General features: G+C 42.9%; 10 protein-coding genes. 3 read left to right on the forward strand and 7 right to left on the reverse strand.

Annotated features, from left to right (window positions below; all coding sequences use genetic code 11):
- Positions 1-6 precede the first annotated feature (6 nt).
- From FO446_RS26400 to FO446_RS26415, 4 genes are all read right to left on the reverse strand, one after another.
- Positions 7-2583 carry a S8 family peptidase gene (locus FO446_RS26400; protein ID WP_173612175.1) on the reverse strand — a complete coding sequence of 859 codons (2577 nt, stop codon included), beginning with the start codon at positions 2581-2583 and terminating at the stop codon, positions 7-9.
- A gap of 179 nt (positions 2584-2762) precedes the next feature.
- Complete coding sequence (locus tag FO446_RS26405) at positions 2763-3758, reverse strand: SLAP domain-containing protein (protein ID WP_173612174.1); 996 nt, start codon at positions 3756-3758, stop codon at positions 2763-2765.
- 41 nt (positions 3759-3799) lie between these two features.
- Positions 3800-4747 carry an SLAP domain-containing protein gene (locus tag FO446_RS26410; RefSeq protein ID WP_221867373.1) on the reverse strand — a complete coding sequence of 316 codons (948 nt, stop codon included), beginning with the start codon at positions 4745-4747 and terminating at the stop codon, positions 3800-3802.
- Positions 4748-4837: 90 nt separating this feature from the next.
- Positions 4838-5785 (reverse strand): accessory Sec system S-layer assembly protein, encoded by a 948-nt coding sequence (locus tag FO446_RS26415; protein WP_173612172.1) that lies wholly within the window; start codon positions 5783-5785, stop codon positions 4838-4840.
- 1145 nt (positions 5786-6930) lie between these two features.
- Here FO446_RS26415 and FO446_RS26420 point away from each other — a divergent pair.
- From FO446_RS26420 to FO446_RS26430, 3 genes are all read left to right on the forward strand, one after another.
- Positions 6931-8739 (forward strand): copper resistance protein CopC, encoded by a 1809-nt coding sequence (locus tag FO446_RS26420; RefSeq protein WP_237899517.1) that lies wholly within the window; start codon positions 6931-6933, stop codon positions 8737-8739.
- A 333-nt stretch (positions 8740-9072) separates the two neighbouring features.
- Positions 9073-9936 carry a tyrosine-type recombinase/integrase gene (locus FO446_RS26425; RefSeq protein WP_237901095.1) on the forward strand — a complete coding sequence of 288 codons (864 nt, stop codon included), beginning with the start codon at positions 9073-9075 and terminating at the stop codon, positions 9934-9936.
- Positions 9937-9992: 56 nt separating this feature from the next.
- Positions 9993-10805 (forward strand): hypothetical protein, encoded by an 813-nt coding sequence (locus tag FO446_RS26430; protein ID WP_237899519.1) that lies wholly within the window; start codon positions 9993-9995, stop codon positions 10803-10805.
- A 221-nt stretch (positions 10806-11026) separates the two neighbouring features.
- Here FO446_RS26430 and FO446_RS26435 read toward each other — a convergent pair whose 3' ends face one another.
- The 3 genes from FO446_RS26435 to FO446_RS26445 form a co-directional block, all read right to left on the reverse strand.
- On the reverse strand, positions 11027-11665 hold the full coding sequence (locus FO446_RS26435) for a hypothetical protein (RefSeq protein WP_237899521.1): 639 nt from the start codon (positions 11663-11665) through the stop codon (positions 11027-11029).
- 979 nt (positions 11666-12644) lie between these two features.
- On the reverse strand, positions 12645-15794 hold the full coding sequence (locus FO446_RS26440) for an Ig-like domain-containing domain (RefSeq protein WP_237899523.1): 3150 nt from the start codon (positions 15792-15794) through the stop codon (positions 12645-12647).
- Between the two features lie 119 nt (positions 15795-15913).
- A complete protein-coding gene (locus FO446_RS26445; protein ID WP_237901096.1) occupies positions 15914-19084 on the reverse strand; it encodes an S-layer homology domain-containing protein in 3171 nt (1056 codons plus the stop codon).
- Positions 19085-19524 lie beyond the last annotated feature (440 nt).

Raw genomic sequence — 19524 nt, forward strand, 5'->3', positions numbered from 1 at the left:
TTTTACTTATAGTTGATAGGCCTTGGAAAGTACCACTACTACCTCGGCACGAGTTGCCCTTCCATTCGGTTTAAAGGAAGAACCGTACCCATTAACCCAATTTCTTGATGTCAAAGCCTCAATAGCAGGAGAAGCCCAGTGACTCGTTGGCACATCCTGATAATTGGAAGTACCACGGTTATACATCAACACATTACGTGCTCGCGCGATCATTACCGCCATCTCTGCACGCGATATCGGCTGATCCGGCTTCATTTCATTCTTCGGATACCCTTTCAAAATTCCCAATTGGTAGGCTACACCCAGGTTGTGATACGCCCAGTGCCGCTTTGGCATATCCCGGAAGGTCGTTTTTCCTGTATAGGTAGTCGCTACCTTGGAACCGGTCGCACGCATCGATTTAAGCAGCATGGTCGCAAACTCTGCACGGGTCACTGCCTGATTCGGCTTGAACGACGCATCATTAAATCCATTTACAATATCGCGTGAGCTGAGTCTGACGATCTCTGAGCGCGCCCAGTGGTCCGAAATATCGCGATAGCCGGCTATCAATTTTTGCTGCGTCACCGTGAGTCGGTACGATTCATATTTGAACGAAGTACCGCTATTAAGGCGCACATAATATTTTCCTGGCTGCAGACGCAAACCGATAATATCGTTTCCTCGGTTAGACAGCTCCGCTACCTCATTCGTCGAAGCAATCGCATAGTTCATGTTTCGATCGCTGTAGAGCGCGAAACGAAAGCCGCTATCGACAGGAATGTATGGCGCTCGGAACGTCACATACGATTCACTATTCACAGTAAATTGGAACCAGTCGGAATCAGTAGCTGTCGGTATCGTCCCTGACATCACTGTCCCCCCGCTTAGCGGAGACGCTTTTTGGTAGGTGTCATTCGGCTCATTAAAATCTTTTTTTACTGGCGTGTATCCCAGATCCAGCTGATATTCGCCATTCACCGCATTGCGATTGTACTCACTCACACGGATGTAATACTTGCCTGGTGACACTTCTTTTTGAACGCGCTCTGTCGGATTGTCCTTTGTTCCATTATCGTAGTTAGGGTCCCAGACAACCATCTTTTTTCCGACCTCTTGTTTACCGATACTCAGCAATAGATCGACACGCTTGTTATCAGGACTAACGGAGACATCCAAATGCCCGTATTCACGAACATAGTAGGAGAACCAATCCTGATCCCCTTCATCGTGAAAATTGCCTGTTACACTGATTTGGTTGCCTACGAGCGGCCTTGCCGTCTCTTGCGTATCGTTCGGTTCGTTACGGTCCGGATTGATGGTAAACTTACTCGTCAATACGTAAGTAAAAGCGTTGTTGACCCCTCCGTTACGCATTAACCGGATATTCATTTTTCCCGCTTTAACCGGAACCGTTATCGTATCCCCATTCCCGAAGTACTGCGTAATCGGCGGACGATTCTCTGGGTAAAAAGTAGCTGCCATCGCTGAAGAAATACCGGAAGTCACTGACGCTGTGAAGCTGACCTTCCCATCGTAAGGGATGTCCATCTTCAGCCAGTCTATCGTGTCTTTTGGTCCCAAATTTCCACGTATCTGAGATTCGATCGGGAACGCCTTAGCTGAGTACGTCTGATTATTCGGCTCTAAAAAGTCATAGGATAAAGGCGTTCGAACTGCCTTGTCGACGTTTAACAACCCGTAGCCCGTTTTCCGGTCCCATCCCTTTTCCCCTAAGTCGGTAGCCGTTTGATAAAGCAATTGTCTTACATCAAATGGACTTAGTTTGGGATGACGAGCTAGTATGAGCGCCGCTGCCCCCGCAACTTGTGGTGCCGCTGCTGAAGTCCCGCTAAAAGAACCGTATTTCCCCCCTAGCTTGGTCGTATAAACATTGAAACCAGGCGCTACCAGGTTAAGCTCAGGTCCCGTATTGCTTTGATACAGCACTTCATTGTTACTCCTCACAGCCCCTACCGCTATCACCGTTGGATAGGCTGCCGGAAAAGCCACTCGGCTACTCTCATTGCCACTAGCTGCAATCAGAACAGCTCCGCTTCTTTCCGCTCGTTGCACAGCATTCGCCAGCTCCTTGGAGTAGGACATACTGCTAAGAGACATCACAATGACTTTGGCGCCACGATCCAAGGCAGTATTGATACCCTTAGCAAGAGTCTGTACCGTAGTATCTCCATTTTTGGCCAAAACTTTAATCGGCAAAATCTTCGCATTCCACAAGACACCGGATACACCAATGCTGTTATTCCCACTGGCAGCCAGTACACCCGTTACTTCTGTTCCATGTCCGTTATCGTCCTGGGCAGATCTCCCGGGATTGACCAGATTCACACCCGGCAGAAGGTTGTCCTTCAAATCAGGATGCTTATAATCTGCACCAGAGTCGAGCACCGCGATGATAATCTGTTCATTACTATTTACGACTGACCAGGCTTGCTGAGCTCTAATCTGATTCAAGTGAAGCTGGTTACTCAAATAGTAGTCATTCGATGCTGGTGGTGCTGCAGCATAAATTGTTTGGTGGTTTGCCATCATTAGCGCGACACTTATCGCAGTCGCTACTGTCATGTTCACTGATTTTTTCATGTAAAACAGTCCTTCCTTCTCTCCCCTGCAAAATCAGCAGTCTAAAAGGAATTCAGGTATTTATCTTCTCGTCCTAGCATAGCGGATGAAAAGGGAGACACGCAACCCTGATTAGCCAATATTTGGAACGTTATAACAGTACAAAACCCTTTTCACCATGGGCAAAAAGGGTTTTCTCCTTACTGTAACAAACCTTTATTGTCTTCCACTTCAGGTGCTACCTGAGCTTTTTCTTTTTTTCTTTGCTGAGCTTTTGGAATAAAAGCAGTCAGTTCCGCCAGATTTACCTCTTCCTTTTTAATGGAGGAGAACGGAATATCAAATGCCCATACACGATGGCTATTTGCTTCTACCTTCATGTTTTCCAAGGTGAAGTGTACACGTGCAACGGTATCGCCATCCTTATCATGAACGATAATCGGCACTTCGGTAAACTCCAGACGTTTTGCCAGGCCGTTGCGGAAAGCAACGATGACTTTCAGGCCGTTATCTTCACCTGGCTTGATGTCGAGAACTTGCAAATCTACTTCGCCCTCTACAATCGGAGCCTTCTCTGCTGCCTGCTGCATGTATTGCTTGGACTCATCTGCACTCAGACCCAAATTAAAGTTTTGGTTCTCTTCTACTTCGTGCTTTTTCGGCTTGATATAGGTCAGCTTTAGAGGGACCTCTTTTTCAGGAATACGGTCGAACTCATCCCAGCGGAACATGAATTCCATCGGACGGCTGGACATTTCCATCACTGGACCAGATGTAATCAGATCAAAAGTCTTTCTCGCGACTTCCTCTCCATCCTCCGTCACCAAAGACAACGGAAGCTTTTGCAGCAAAATGCTGCGGTCAGTCGCATTGCGAACGTAGGTAAGAACCAAGTAACCATCATTGGTAACCTGTGTGAAGAAAGGAATGATACCTAATTCGTTACGAACAACCGGGGGCATTTCATCATGCGCGTATTGCAAGAGCTCATGCTCCGCTTCGTCCAATTGATCATCCCACGGACCGTTCAGCACCAAAAACAATTCCTTGGATTCCACACGGTTCGCAGATTGTTGCGGATTCTCCAATCCAGATACACCCAAGTAAAACTCTCTATGAAGATTCTCATGAATATCTTCGCGTACTTGTTCCAGGCTCTCCTTGGAACCAAACCAATTTTCCAATAACCAACTCATAAGTCAACCTCCTCTTTCCCACACCTCAAAAGTATTGCGCTCTATTCTACCTCAAGCGTCCATCTTTTCAGGTCGGCATCAGGCTTTTTCACTAAATTTGGCGGGAATACAATCATCCACGGACGGCTGTGGCCCGGCTTCACATTAATGCTGCTTGCGTCCAGTACACCTGTTGCTACCAGATCACCATTTGCATCAGCAATTGTCAGCTTGATTTCATCTGGACGGTATTCGTGAGCCATCCCATTGCGGAAGAGCATCGCTGCTACCAAATGTCCTTCCTTTGTCATACCGATGTCAAAACCAGTAACCTGTACCGTATTAATCGGAATCACTGGCAAAGACTGCGTCAACGCTTCCAGACGATCCTTTTGGCGATCGGTCATGCGCTTTTCCATTTCGGGATCGAGCTCCAGATTACGAGGCCATACATGCGAATTTCTCCCCGCCTTCATAACCACTTTCCAGCGTTTAAAGGTGAAGTTTTCATGCAGATAGCTTTCTTCCGGGAACAATACTTCCCACGGACGGCTGGTATGAGGCGGAATTGCGCCCATATCAGACAAATCCACCTTGATCCTTGCAAACGCCTTATCATCAAGATAAATCGCTAACCCAACGTTTTTAATCCGCACTGGCTTATTCGTGGAGTTACGGAAGAACATCGCTACCGTCATGCCGTTTGGCTGGGGAATCATACTGAATCCCGTTACGCTAATCATGCCTTTACGCATCTCAGGCAATTCTTCTTGCAAAAAGCGAAGCGTATACTTTTTCTCGGAATCCAGCTCGCTCTCCCAAATCGGGCTCAGAGACAATTCCGTACGGATTTTTTCTACCCCACCTACAGACTCTTCCTGTTGCTCGTTGCTCTCCATTTCGACCTCGGTGTTTTTCAATTCAGCAACATCGATGGCAGACTCTTCTTGAATATCTTTTTTCAGATCCTGTTGATCCTTACCTAATAAATTCTTCATAAAGGAAAACATAGACTACCTCCTCACACGTCCGAACACGAACGAAGCTCTCTCATCATGATAAACTTTTTTGACTGACCCATGCAAATTTGCTCTCTTGCATTAGGCTCCTTGGGGAACGCTCACTTTCCAACGGGACAAGTCAAGCTCTTCCTTTTGAATGCTCTCAGGCGGGAAAATAAACAGCCATGGCTTGCTCGTATTGGCATTTACAGTCAGGCTTCCTAGTTCAAACAGACCCTCTGCCACTTTATCTCCGCTTGCATCATACAGCGCCAGCGGCAACGTTTCGAAGGACAGCGACTGTGTAGAGCCATTGCGAATCAAAAGCATCGCATTCAGAGCACCACTTTCGGTTCTACGAATCTGCACACTCTGTATATTTACTTCTCCCTCTTTTAGAGCGGGGAGGTTCTTCGCCAATTCAATTAAGGACGTTTTTTGTTCATCAGTCAGCGCCTTAATCCAGGATTCCTCCAACTCCAGCTGCTGTGGAAGGACCATCTTCTTCTGCGCCATTTCAAAGGCAATCTTCCAATTCACGAGAAGAACTTCAACTTGTAAAAAGTGCTCTCTGGCAAATACAAACGACCACGGTCTTGCGGAACGCGGCGGAATTTCTCCGAGCTCACTCAAATCAAAGGATTGGCGAGTAAACAACTCCTGATCCCCAAACAGTACCACCAGTGTCATCTCATTTAAGCTGATTGGACGATCCGTGCTGTTCCGGACGAAGGCTACCACTTCAATCCCGTCATCATGCGGAACGAGTGAAGTCCCTGCCAAGGAGATATTTCCTGGCTGCAACGGTTCCAGTTCCTGAGCCATAAAGGAGAGCGAGTATTTCTCTTGCGCACTCAGCTGACTCTCCCAAGATTCATGCAGAGAGAGTGTTGTTGTGACGCCAGTTGATTCAACCTGTACCTGTTGTTCTTTCTGATGTGACTGTTCGGTATCAGCAGCGGAAAGGATTGATTCCTCCTGCACCTGCTCTCTTACCTCGTTGGTTGTTGGTTTATTCCCCATTAAATTTTTCAAGAAGGATAACATATCGTCGCTCCCAACTTTTCTCTACATCTATATATAGTTACATTCGTCATCCACTATAGCATAGTGACATCCTTTTGCAACATAGAAAACTTGGCATTCCAAGCAGAAAACAAACGGCTTTTGCAACCTTTTCATTGCCCTATTCGTACTGTTAGTTATGTTAGGATACCCGTACGCAGCAGGGGATGTCAAGGAATGGAAGGATGGGCGGTGGGACAAAAACGGAGAGCCTGGTTTGCTCGCAGCCTCAAGGACCGTTTCTTAGTCCGTCTATACCGTGCCAACACCTTTGAGCGCTCACCGTGTCTTCGTTGCATATCTAATGAAGAAAAAATTTTTATGCTATCGAGATGTCAGAGATTTTGTGTATAACATTTCCATAATGAGTTAAAGTTTACAACGTTGTTTATTATTGATAAAATGTAAGGGTCTAAACAAATAACTTGGGGAATTTCTTTTTGGCCAACTGTCTTGTGCAGTTGGTTTTTTTTATGTGGATTACAGGAAAGAGCCTATACGAAGCGACAGGCTCTTTCTTATATGCTAATTTCCGAGTTCTATTCTTCCTAACTCTTCCGCCTGCAATTCTTGGATGGTTATTGCCCCCACCTATACCTTCAATCTGATGTACCTTGACTTGGACAAATGGATTTTTTCAGTTCCTTCTATTATAAGGATGATTTGTCCTTTTCAATCATTTCGTTTACCTCCTCCATGACTGCATAAGTGATAACGTCGTTGTTGATTATGGAAACTTTAAACATTTTTGTACATGTATTATTCGTACCACCAAAAACAAAAAGCCTATCCTGCCTAAGGATGAGCTTTTACTACTAGGTTAGAGGACTATTCGTTAATAGAGTGGTCCTATTTAATTTTACCAGTTTTATTTTGCTATTTTTTCAAACCATCAACTTCCAAAGGCAAAACTACACTTCCATATTGTGGGGATTTCCATTACTTAGCAATCAGCTACATCTATATTCCTTTTTTCTACAAATGATGGGTAACATGGACACTATGAAAATACTGGTAGGACGTGATTTGCTGGAATTGGTGAACAATTAGAAATTATTGTAAGGGTTAGTGCTATTAACGGTACAACTGTTGAAGTTAAATTCAACAAAGAAGTTGATGGAACATCTTTGTTTGATGCAAACGGTGCTTTCCTTGCTAATGTTGTAGCAATGAAAACAATTGATAGCGTTGACGCTGGTGCTCTGTCCGGTAAACTGAGCGAAGACGGCAAAACTTTGACTGTGACTACAGCAAATGCAGTTTCTAAGCGTTACAACGTAGTTATCGATGGCATCAAAGCTAAAGATGGCTCTGCTTTCGCTAAATACGATGAAGTTGTAACATTCGCTGCTGACACTACTGCTCCAGCTATCGTTTCCACTGTAAAAGATTCCGCTAGCACTTTCACTGTTACATTCTCTGAACCAATTAAACAAATCGGTACTGTAACATACAAATATGCTGACGGTACTCCAGTTGCAGATGGTCATGTTACTCATAACTTTACCACTACAACTGACAAAGTGACTTTCACTTTGACTTCTAATATCGCAGCTGGCAAAACAGTTATTGCAACAGTAATTGGTGCGCAAGATACTGCGAGCAACCTGCTTACTCCAAACCCTGCAACTGTAACTATGGTTAAAGGTGCTTTGGACGGAGTAGCTCCAACAGTTTCTGCTATCGCACAAACAGGTGCAGATACTTTCACTGTTAAGTTCTCTGAGCAACTTTCTGCAAACCCAACAATCTCCATCGATGGAGTTGATGTTGCAGCTGATAAAGTTGTAAAGAATGCGACCGATTCTACTCTCTACACTGTAACTGCTCCAGCTGTACTTGATGGTGCTAAAACAATCACTGTAAAAGGCTTCAATGACCTCAGCGGTGAAGTTGGTGCAGACACTAGCAAAGTTGTAGTGTTCACAAAAGATGCAGCAGCTCCAAAAGTTGCTTCTTCTAATGTAGTGGTAGATGCTACTGATAGCAAGCAATATCTTGAACTGACATTTGATAAAGATGTTAAAGTTGCTACTGGTAAAGTAAATGGTACTGGTACTTTCGTAAAAGACCATATCACGAACACAATCACTGCAACTGAAACAGATGTTAAACAAGATGCAACTAACAAGAAAGTAGTTCGCGTAAACCTCGATGCTCTCTTGGGTGACGTAGCTACTGATGTTGAGGGTGCTACATACAACCTCGACCTGAAGTTCACTGGTGTAACTAGCGCTGCAGATGTAGCTGTAGAAGATGCTAAAGCGACATTTACCCGTGGTAAAGATGGTGTGCCAGCTAGTGATGCAGTTGTGAAAGTAACTGCTGTTGAGCAAGGTACTGATAACAACAAAGTAAAAGTTACTTTTGACCAAGCAGTAGACGGAGCTTCTGCTACGAATGCAGCTAACTACAAAATTGACGGCGCTGTTGTTGAATCTGTAACATTGCTGCCAGCAGTAACTGCAAATGGAGCAACTACTCAAGTTGCTGTTCTGAACCTGAAAGATGGTTCTAACGAATTCACTGGTACTCGCAACATCAACATCTCTGATGTAAAAGCTCTTGGTTCTACTAAAGTGATGGAGCCATTCCACATTAACACAGTCGAACTGAAAGAGAACGTTGCTCCAGTTGTAACTTCTGCTAAGTTGACTGGAACAAAAGAAATCACTTTGACATTCTCTGAAGCTGTTGTGGGTGGAACAGAAGTTGATTTCGAAGTATTGATTGAAGGTAAATCTCAAGCTACAGCTGAGAATGTAGATGCTGCTGTTGATGCAACTGCAACAAATACTGCTAAAGTAACAATTGCAGAAGTTGATGCAGACAAAATCAAAAAAGGTATCTCTCTGAAAGCATTGACTTCGATCGATGTAAAAGATGCTGCAGGAAACGTTTTGTCCGTTCCAGCTAACATCGTTGTTACTCAGTAATAGAAATATTACTTCATAAGCTCTATCAAAAGAGCAAGGGAAGTTGAAAAAGCACCCCATACGCAGAAATGTGTACGGGGTCTTTTTTTGAACCGTTATAAAAATATTTGTAATCCGTTGCAAATGCTGGAAGGGGACTAACGTAGTCATGCGCTAGCCCCTTTCATTTTCGATTGAATGTAGCTGAAAAGTTATAATATTTTCAATGACAAAACACTTTGTTTTATTGTATTTAAATATCCAAAAAACGGTTATACTTAAAGTATTGCCCTTACCTTACAGGTACTCTTTTTACTTGAGTACACTGGCATTTATGGTGGTGTTTTGAGACAAATGGTCTTAACTCAAGCGATAGATATTTTCTTGCAATACCTGTCTTCAATTGGCCGGAGTGAACAAACGATTACGGGGTATAAAAAGGATTTGTCATACTTCACCCGTTTCCTGGAAAGCAAATACAACTGCGAACCATACATCGACGAAGTATTGGTAACGGATATTGAAGATTTTCTTCTATATCTTAAGACAGAACGTGCCTATGCACCTGCTAGCAGACAACGAAACCTTCATACTTTCCGTTCATTCTTTGCTTATGCTCAGAAAAAAGAATGGGTCCCCCGGAATATTGCATTGTCCGTTGAGAAAATAAAGGTACAGCAAAAAGAAAGAACATATTTGGAAGAAGCAGAGGTAGACGAGTTGGTTAATGAAATTGATCACCCACTCATTAGACTCGTCGTCATGGTTTTATACATGACTGGTATGCGAATTTCAGAGTGTCTCAACCTGAAAGTCGATGAAGTGAAATGGGATCAACAAGTAATTCATGTGGTGGCGGGTAAGGGAAACAAGGATCGGTTTATTCCCATCTCCACTCGTTTACTACCGGTGTTGAAAGAATATGTACTTCATCATCGACCTGATTCTGATTCCAATCGTTTTTTTTGTACAAAAAAAACGGGTAAACTTTCTCCGGTCTACGTTAATCGCGAAATTACAGAAGCAGTCAAACGATTAGGATGGAGCAAGAAAGTGACGGCGCATATCCTCCGCCACAGCTTTGCAAGTCAACTAGTCAAAAAGGATGTTAATCTGGTTCAAATACAAAAACTTCTAGGACATTCATCTTTGAACGTAACCAGTGTTTATACACACACCAATTTAGATCAGCTGCGAGATGCTATCAGCCATTTGTAGGTGAGTGTATAAAATATCCAAACACTTTAAAAGAGAGATAAATAGGAGTGTAGAGAGTGGATATACGTACAGAGAAAAAACCAATCTATGACGAGCGTGTCAACGAGATATTGCGCGGCATGGTTGAGGGAAAAACGAGAGATGAGCTAGCGAAGGAATTGGGACATAAGAATTACAAGACGTTAGATATATACATGCGTCGCAAGAACTTTATGTGGGATCGTTATAAACAAGCCTATGTACCTATACATACAAGTACCGAGAAGTGGGACCCAAGCAAAGATTTAATGAGGTCTTCAATGGAGTCGACGATCCTCTCGCTCTTTCAGAAAGAAGGAGCAGATGCGAAGACGATTGCCAAACGTATGGGCTTTCAGGATCATCGGGAACTGGCAACATATATGAGGGCAAAAGGATACAAGTGGTGTTCTGATACGAAGAACTATGTGAAGGAATACGGAAAACTGGCCGATAAGGAATTGGTCCATAAGGAAGCAGAATCGAATCCTTCTATGGATATCCCGCTGGAAGAACTTGAGGAGCCTTTTGTAGCGTCTAGAACTGGCCTTACGGGTCCGAACCAGATGGATCAGTATCTTTCCCTACTCGAGCTTTTAGAGCGCAACAGAGGCCGTCTAATCGATCTAATCGTTCCTGGCTCGGAATCAGGTAAAGTTCCTCGATATGCAGTACCTGGAGTCTTTGTTACGAAATCCGTTCATATGACAAATACACTCGATCAAATGGTCCGCGAATACAGTAAGGAAAAAAATATTAGTCAGAGAGATATATTCGCTGTGGCATTGATTGAGTTTTTCAAGCGATATGGATATGAGAGAGAGATCAGTACATTGATTGGTAAAGTGTAAGTCAAATCGCCTTCTAATCCCTGTGATTTACTACGGGATATGAAGGCTTTTATTTTTATATTCATACAAGCATAGCGAATCGCTGCAATAGAGGCATTGGCCCTACATTACCCAAGGGATTTTGGCACTCATTTCGCTTACCTTCTTACGAAAGAAAAAGCCTGCCTCTGTGAGGCAGACTCTTGTGAAGTATTAAGGATTTAAAAGCTTCTGATTGAAAACTAATTACTGGTAACTGTAATTGTAATATTTTGATCTGTTACTGTTTTCGTAGACGTAAATGTTACTTTCGTGCCAGAAACCGTGATATTCTGACGGAATATCCCTTTTCCATTGTTGAGGGCTTGAAAAGCAGATCCAATTTTGTCTGCAATTTCAGCAGATGTTTCTGTACCTTGAAGGGTAACAGTCGCCGTCTCATTCAAATAGTTTCCATCGGTAAAGTTAACACTCAAATCCCTCGAGCCAGAACCAGCCTCAGTAATTTCAAGTTCATTCACCTCAGCTACCCCGCCTGTACCAGCAACTCCCTTTCTCCATTCTGAACCTACTCCAGTGACACCCGTCGCGTCAAGATCTTCTAACGTGATGGTAATATCCTTGTCTGCCTCTTGTGTTGGTTCGTTAATATAAATAGTCATACCACTTCCTGTAATATTATAATCTGCTTTTAATTCTTGATAAATCGCATCATATAGCTGGAAAAAGATCGTTGAGGTACTGTCATTCATGTTCACCGATTGAATAATGTCTTTTCGAATCTGACCATCATCAAATACTACCTGAATCCTTCCCTCTTTATTTGCACCTGTTAAAATTTCCAACTGATTGGTCTCTTCTCTACCACCAGTTGGTGCCATACCTTTTACTACTTCCTTCGCATTCCAGACAATCTCGCTATTCTCGTCTTATCCCGTTTGAAATTTGGGGTTATAACGAGCCTACACCGTACGGGCGACTTTCATCGCATACGGCGTTCCATCAGCGAAGAAGGAAATGTTACGTCTTACAATGGGCATCTTCATCCTATCAAATGCTTCTCACAAATTTCTCACAAACATAATCATCTTAAGGAGCTATACTGGCAGCCGCTCTTAAAGCAGGATAAAACGCAAAAAAGGACTGCAGAAATGATCTCTCTGCAATCCTTTTTGGAATTCGTTCATTTGTAGGCTTGAGAAACTACAACGCCCATTGTAAGTTCTCGTATCCTTCTTATCCGCTGACTGGGTTCCTTCGCTCCGGCCAGTTTTCTCCTCCCCGCCTGTGTTACCACTACGGGTTCAAACGGCAAGCCATCCACACTACTACGAACCCGCTGCCATCTTATCAGCCTCACTGGTGCTAACCCACCTCTTCTGATAAGACTTCAAACGTTCCACCTTGTCTATCCCTTGTTTTGCTGACCTTAGGTCCCCACTATACAATCCGAGAAAAACAGGTTTAACAGCCTGAAATGTTCCTGTTTCGTCTGTACGATCTCGCGTACATCGACTGTTGTTAAACCCCTAGCGCTTCATTACCTAACAACAGCTATCTCGTATTGGGTCACCATGGATTCGTCCCCTGACCATAGTCAACTTTTAAGGAGCCCCGCCTTGCCTCTCAACAAGTACGACTTCACCTGACTTCACGGGAAGCAGTTGGTATAGGACTGCTTTTCGTGCAGGAGGATTAAGCACATGAGTCATAGGCTGTTCTCACGGATTGGAATTGCACCAATCTATTTGACAAGATAGTTAGAGAAAACCCCTAGACCGCTACGAAAGTTGTCTAGGGGTCGTTCTCCACTTCTTTCACTCAGGTAATGAGTTTATGAAGTAACGTTTCGTGATTTTATTAAGAGATTGTTACATTAAACGTTACAGTGACAGGATCTTTACCATCTGTTACATCAACTTTAATTGTAGTTTCACCAGCAGCTTTTGGTGTAATTTCCAGTTTGCCATCTTTCAATGCAACTGCTGCTTTAGTGTCATCGCTAGAAGTAGGTGTACCAATAATTGTCAAGGTGTCACCAGCATCAGCATCTGTAGCGAGATCCGAAGCACTGAGTTCAAAAGCAGGATCAGATGCAGCTTTGGATTGATCAATTCCTGCTTTTGCTACAGGAGCTTGATTTGCAGGAGTAGGATCACTGACTGTTACTTTGAAAGTAGTGTCTACTTTACCGCCTTTACCATCTTCAGCCGTTACAGTAATAGTTGTTTCACCAGCAACAAGAGGCTTAACAACAATATTGGTTCCGCTAACGGTTACTGTTGCTTTTGCTTCATCACTGGATTTTGCAGTCAAAGTCAATTTATCATTGTCTTTATCTGCAAAAGTTGTACTTAGGTCTACAGTTTTGTCAGTTCCAACAGTTGCAGTTGTATCAGTAATTGGGGAAGCAACAGTTGGTGCGTTATTAACTGGATTCTCTTCAGCACCTACAGTAAACTCGAATCCATTTCCTGCATATGCGTTAGATTCCTTATCAGATACGCTACCTACAAAACGTACTTTGAAACTTGTGCCTTGTTCAGCAGCTGTACCCAATACAATCTCAACTTTTGTTTCATCAACAAGCTTCACATCTCCCACAGTGTAGCCTGGTACTTCAAAATCTTCAAGGCTTACTGTGGATGGTTTCAGTGCTTCAGTAAAGGAAACGATCACAGATGCAACATTACCCTTAGCATCTTTCTTCAGTTCCAGATCTTTAGCATTAACAGCGTTGTCGCGATTGACATCTTTAAACTCAGGAGCTAAACCATCGATAGCTGTTGCCAAAGTTGTATCTTTAGCAAAAGTATCACCATACAAAGAGATTGTAGACAGTTCAGCATTTTTTGTTTTAATTACTGGTTTAGCATCTGTGGCAAAGGCTTCTTTAACTTGAAGAGTAACAACAGATCCATAGGTACCATCTTTAAGCGTTTGATTCTCGTATTTGGCAAACTCAACATTATTAACACCTACAATAAAGTCGGCAGCTGCTACAGATTTCAATGGCTTATTTACAGTAAACTTAACTGTATTCTTGTCTACAGTAATGGCAGAGTTTGCAACTGTATCGATTTTTCCAGCTGGATTATTAACTTTAACATTCGTAAATACCTTAGCAGTTTTGTTATTAGCAAGGTCAGTCAATTGTCCAACAATCACAAAATCAATATCTTTTTTGATATCATTGCCTTGCGAATCGTACACTGCTGATGGCAGTGTGATAGATACGGAAGAGTTATTAGGTCCAATAACTACTTGAGCATCAGCTGGCAATGCAACTTGTGTTCCTTTAGCAGACAATGTGTACTTACTCTTATCTAAGAGTTGAGTACCGTTCATTGCTTCAGAGAAGAAGATTGTGATTTTGCTGTTTGCAAGATCATACAGACCATTCTCAGTTACAGATGGAGGTGTAGTATCAGAAACTGTAAAGCTGTTTGTGTACTTATCAATTTCGTTTGGAACAACTGCGTGGTCTTTAATACCTGTAATCTCGATACTGTATGTTTTTCCTTCTTTTAGTGCAGAAGTAAAGTCAACAGTGGCCTTTTTATCTGTGCTGTCATATTTGACATTATAACCAGAAACGGCAGCACCTGTGCTATCAGTAATTTTGTAGTTTGCTTTGCTATCTGCCCCAACTACATCTTCACTGAAAGTAAGAGTCAAACGTGTACCACTTACCACTTTCAGTTCGGTGACAGTAGGTTTCACAGTATCAGAAACAATAGAAACATTGGTGCTCAACACGGAAGCATTCTTGTTATTAAAGTTATCTTGTACTGCTTCCTTAGCAAGGTTAATCGTAACTGTACCTGTTGGAAGTGGGTTTTTGAAAGAAACTTTCCACTGTTTTTTACCTGAACCAGGCACTTCCGTAGCATCAGCTTTTGCTTGATAAGCATCGGTATTAGCAGTGTGATAGATTTTGTTAGCTGCGATTCCTGTAATAGGCTCATCAAAAGTGAGAACTACATCAAACTGTGATGTTGCAGTAGCAGAGACTAACACTGGAGCTGTTGTGTCAGCAGAAACTGTAAATTTAACATCAGTTTTTGCAACTAAAAGTCCAGCACCATCTTTAACACTCTTGGATCCGTCAGGGTTCACTGTAATAGTATGTTCTCCAAGAGAGAGAGAACCTGTAGCGAGCGTAATAGTTTTAGCAGCAAAATCTGGTGCACCATCTACTACTACAGAATATTGTCCTCCATCAATCATGAAACCTGTGCCACCAGCAACATAAACAGGTTCATTAAAGGTTACCTGTACTTTACCAGGGGCTACCAACTTCGCGGATATTGCTTGTGGTAAAGACAAATCCAAGAAGCTTACTTTACCTGAGTATGCAGAAACTTTTTTGCTTGTATCTGCAGCAGATTTAATATTGTCCACTGATAAAGTTTTGCTCTCTTGTTGGAGAGAAGCGACTTTATCTGCTTCAAGAGTAAGAACTACAGTTTTGTCATTCACCAGTGTTGGAACAATTGTACCAGCATAAGATTCTAACTTGTAGTTTTCAGGAGTTTCAGCAGACTTTTTCTCCACTGGTGCTGCAAATTTTACTTCAATCTGAGAAGCGTTAATAGCACTTACAGATTCAACTTTCAGTTCACCTGTATTATCGCCATCAACTTTTGCTCTAGCATCTTCAGTTTCAGTAGAAGTGCCATCTGGCTTAACTACTTTGTACAGGTCAACGAAGTCGGATTTTTTCAGTGGTTGCGCGAAAGCAGTTGCGCTACCATCTTTGATGATCTCGGAGAAGAAAGCACCTTTTCCGTTGATGTGTACGAATACGAGGTTGTCAGAACCTACACGCAGATCTTTTGCGTATTGAGCTTTTGCTTCTTTAGTCAGGTTCAACAGAGTTGTTGTGGAGTAAAACTTTTTAACATCTCCGCCAACATAAACACCAGCTTGTGGTGCAGCATAAGCAGAAGCTGCCATGCTTGCGACTACTGCAGTAGAAAGAACAGAAAGTGCTACTTTTTTATTCACGTACTACCCCTCCGTATGTTTGATAGGAAGTTCTCTTTTTAATAGGGTATGTAGTACAGAAGGGGGAAAATCCCCCCTCTATACTACCCTGTAGATCTGGTTACTATTGAAGCGTAATCTTACGCTTCGTTGTAAGTTACAGTAGCTTCGTCAGCCTTACCTTCTTTGTTAGTAACTTTGAGGGAGCTGCTGTTAACTTTACCTTCAGCGATAGCTTCTACATAGATTTCGCCATCTTTGATGGACAGTTTGATATCATCTTGAGACAGTTTAGAACCATTTACGTAGAGTTCAACTTTCTCGATATCGGATTCTTTAACACCCGATTTCAATTTAGCTGTAACAGCCAGTGTTTTCATACCTGCACCAGCTTCTACGTATTTACCAGTCAGTTTGGAATCAATTGCATCCCAGTCACCTTGACCTGGTTCTTCCTTAGTTGGCTCTTGTTTCAAGAATGCTTCTGCTTCGTCTTCCAGGTCTTCTTTACGAACTGTCTTCTCGTCGGAAACGATCAGAACGAAGTCGTATTTAGTACCGGAGATGTCACCGCTGTCGATCATTACAACGTAGTCGCCTTCGTTAACGCCATCTGCTTCACCGAGGTCATCGAACAGATCGAAGTAAACTGTAGCAGATTTGATGCTAGCTTTCTTCTTGTTGCCGTCAGCATCTTTGTAAGTGATGGTGTCTTTGCTTACATCATCAACCAAACCAACAGTCAATTTGTCGATGTTTGCATCGCTCAGGCCTTTTTCGTCAGTTACTTCTGCGAGCATGCCTTTAGCGTTTTTGTTAACTACTTCAACTACATCGTCAACGATAACTTCGTCGTTGGAATCAACTGTGAATGCGATGAAGTCGTTACGACGGATGTCGTCATCTTTCAGATCGTCTTGATCGCCATCCAGTTTGTATTCTTTCTCAACGATTTTGTTGCTATCTTTCTCTTTAACCCATACTTTAATGGTGTCTTTACCGCCAGCGCGACCGAAGTCGATAACTTGACCGTAGATAGCGTCACCAGACAAACCGTCACCTTCAACAACGAAGATTGCTTCTACTTCGTCTTTGTCGTTTACAGTGTAGATTACGGACAGGTCGTTTTCATCAGCAACGTCTTTGAATTTCGCAGTTTTAGCGTTTTTCAGTTCAGCACGTTTGCCGTTTGTTTCCAACTCACCAGTCATGTTGAAGACAGCTGTTTTGTCAGTAACTTCGTAGTCGCCAACCATATCGTCGTCTTCATCTGCGAGGTCATCCCAAGCTTTGCCGGATTCTTCTTCAACCTTAACAGGTTTCAAGAATTCAACTTTGTCTGGTTTGCCATCTGCATCAAGAGTTACTTCTACGAGCAGAGTGTCTTTGTCTTTGCTAGGTACCAGAATGTTTTCCAGATCCCACTCGGACTTGCCATCTCTGGAGAAGTTTTTGCCATCGAAGTCATAGATGTCTTTAGCTTCGAGGGAAACAGTTACTTTTTTACCTTTTTGAGTCAACACAGTGAAATCCCAAGTGTCTTTGCTTGTGTTGAAAGTAGCTGCACGAGTGATGATTGCTTTTTGTTTGCGATCGTCGATAGCATCCTTAGTTTCGATGTGACGAACACGACCAGAAGCATCCAGGTACAGTTTTACTGTTTCGTCGTCCAAGCTGTCAACCAGATCCCAGTGGTCTTTGTCGATGTCTTGAACATCTTTGTTACCGTCATCGGAGAAAGTAGCACCTTCGTAAACGCGGTATGTTTTGTCGCCGATAGTCAGGCGGTAGTCGTTGTTGTTACGGCTAACAACTTTGTCTACTTTACCTTCTACTACTGTGTCAGTAGCGAATACCAGCAATTTGTCTTCGTCGCCATCAGCGTAGTATACGCTGTAAACCATGCCTTCTTTCAGATCGCTGAATTTAGCTGGTTTACCGTTGAGGAATACCAAGAAGTCTTTACCTTCTTCTTTGTCTTCCAGGTCGTTGAACTTGTCGTTATCACGGTTCGTGATTTTCTTTTTATCAGCATCGATTTTGGAGATAACTTCGGAACCGTATTTAACGCCTTCGTCTTCTTTGTTCATGGATTGGTCGTCAATAACGTGGATGTAAGCAATCTCGTTATTGTTGTCCAGAACAACTTTTGCACCGAAAGTGAATCCGCCATCAGCGTTGTCCTTGATGATTTCTTTCAAACCATCAACTGGATCGTTGAAGCGAGTGAAGTTGTAAGTTACTTTAGTGTTTTTGTTGAAGCGGTAGCTTTTTTCGCTAGCATCCAGTTCCAATTTCAGATCAGCCAGATCAGAGTTGCTCAGATCTTTTGGATCTTCCAGAAGTTTGCCTTTCAGCGTGAACTCGCCAACGCGGTCCATGATAACTTCTTGGTCTGTGGAACCTTCCATCCAAACGATTACGTCTTCACGGTCGTCTTTGATCCACACTTGTACGTGTTGACCATCGAAATCGTTAGCGTTGATACCGTCAGCTACTTTGTAAGTAGTGTTGCCGATACCAGCATCTTTACCGTTCAAAGTAACTTCGTTAGCTTTGATTTTACCCAGACCGATAGCTGGTACGTTAGTTACCAATGGCAGGTCTTCGCTGTCGTTGCCAGCTTCTTGAGCCCATTCCATGTCACGAACAGTAACTTTCAGGTATTTAGTCAGGAGAGTTTCTTTCGTGATTTCATGACGAATGTCAGTACCGAATTCAACTTGCTCCATCAGGTCTACGCGAAGAGCGTTGTCGAGCATTTTGAAGATGTCGCCACGAGTTGCTGCATTGTTAGGAGAAGTGATGCTTCTAGCAATGTTCAGCTCGGAAGCTTTGGAGATCATGCTGTTAGGCCATACACCCTTAACGGATGGCTCATAACCCAGTGCACGAACGATCATAGTTACAGCTTCAGCATAAGTAACTTGGTTTTGTGGTTTGAAAGATTTGTCCGGGAAACCTTTTACGATTTCTTCGCCGGAAGCTACGTTTACGAAACCAGCAAACCAATCAGTAGATTTTACATCTGTGTAAGTATTGCTGAATTGTGCCAATTTCGCACCTTGCTCCAGTCCGCGAGCGCGAACAACCAGAGTAGCGAACTCTGCACGAGTGATAGTTTTGTCTACACCGTATTCGCCGTTGCCATAACCTGCTACCAGGCCAAGAGCTTCCAGACGTTTTACGGTTTTTTCCATATCAGCATCCATTTTAGGAGCTGTAGTTGCTGCTTCTTCTGCTGCGAAAGCCATTGGAGCAACAGTAAGTGCGAGTGCACTAGCCAATACACTGTTAACGACCTTTTTCATAACCTTGTGTTCTCCTCCTCTAGTATAAACAAATTGTTCTTGGGGAATATTTGTTGTTAATCTATCTTTCTTTTTAAAGCCCGAATCCTGCAAGCGCGTGTCACCTCCTTTCGCAGGAAAGCCTCGCTTTTTGTGTTAAAAATCTCTAGTATATTCAGTATTGTGTAAAATGCAACAATCACTAGTGTAACACAACTGCTAGAATTCGTGAATCTTTTTTACACAATTCCCCGTTTTTCGTGTGACATCCTATTAAACGCCTGAGCGAATCAAAAGTTGCGGCGCCTTCGAAAAAAATTTAAAGTTTTTTTCGTGGTTCGTTATTCACCTGTCCATTATGTACGAAGTGACATCCGCCACAATCCGTATTATAGGGGACATATGGCGGGCTGTCACGACTGAACCTTTTTCCAATTTGGGTCAAAACCTCATAATCTTGC

The sequence above is a fragment of the Brevibacillus brevis genome (assembly GCF_022026395.1).
Taxonomy (GTDB): domain Bacteria; phylum Bacillota; class Bacilli; order Brevibacillales; family Brevibacillaceae; genus Brevibacillus.

What these genes read in the sequence shown, in the direction of transcription:
- FO446_RS26400 (WP_173612175.1), bottom strand. Translation starts at nt 2,583, where the DNA reads ATGAAAAAATCAGTGAACATGACAGTAGCGACTGCGATAAGTGTCGCG.
- FO446_RS26415 (WP_173612172.1), bottom strand. Translation starts at nt 5,785, where the DNA reads ATGTTATCCTTCTTGAAAAATTTAATGGGGAATAAACCAACAACCAAC.
- FO446_RS26445 (WP_237901096.1), bottom strand. Translation starts at nt 19,084, where the DNA reads ATGAAAAAGGTCGTTAACAGTGTATTGGCTAGTGCACTCGCACTTACT.
- FO446_RS26435 (WP_237899521.1), bottom strand. Translation starts at nt 11,665, where the DNA reads ATGGCACCAACTGGTGGTAGAGAAGAGACCAATCAGTTGGAAATTTTA.
- FO446_RS26410 (WP_221867373.1), bottom strand. Translation starts at nt 4,747, where the DNA reads ATGTTTTCCTTTATGAAGAATTTATTAGGTAAGGATCAACAGGATCTG.
- FO446_RS26425 (WP_237901095.1), top strand. Translation starts at nt 9,073, where the DNA reads ATGGTCTTAACTCAAGCGATAGATATTTTCTTGCAATACCTGTCTTCA.
- FO446_RS26405 (WP_173612174.1), bottom strand. Translation starts at nt 3,758, where the DNA reads ATGAGTTGGTTATTGGAAAATTGGTTTGGTTCCAAGGAGAGCCTGGAA.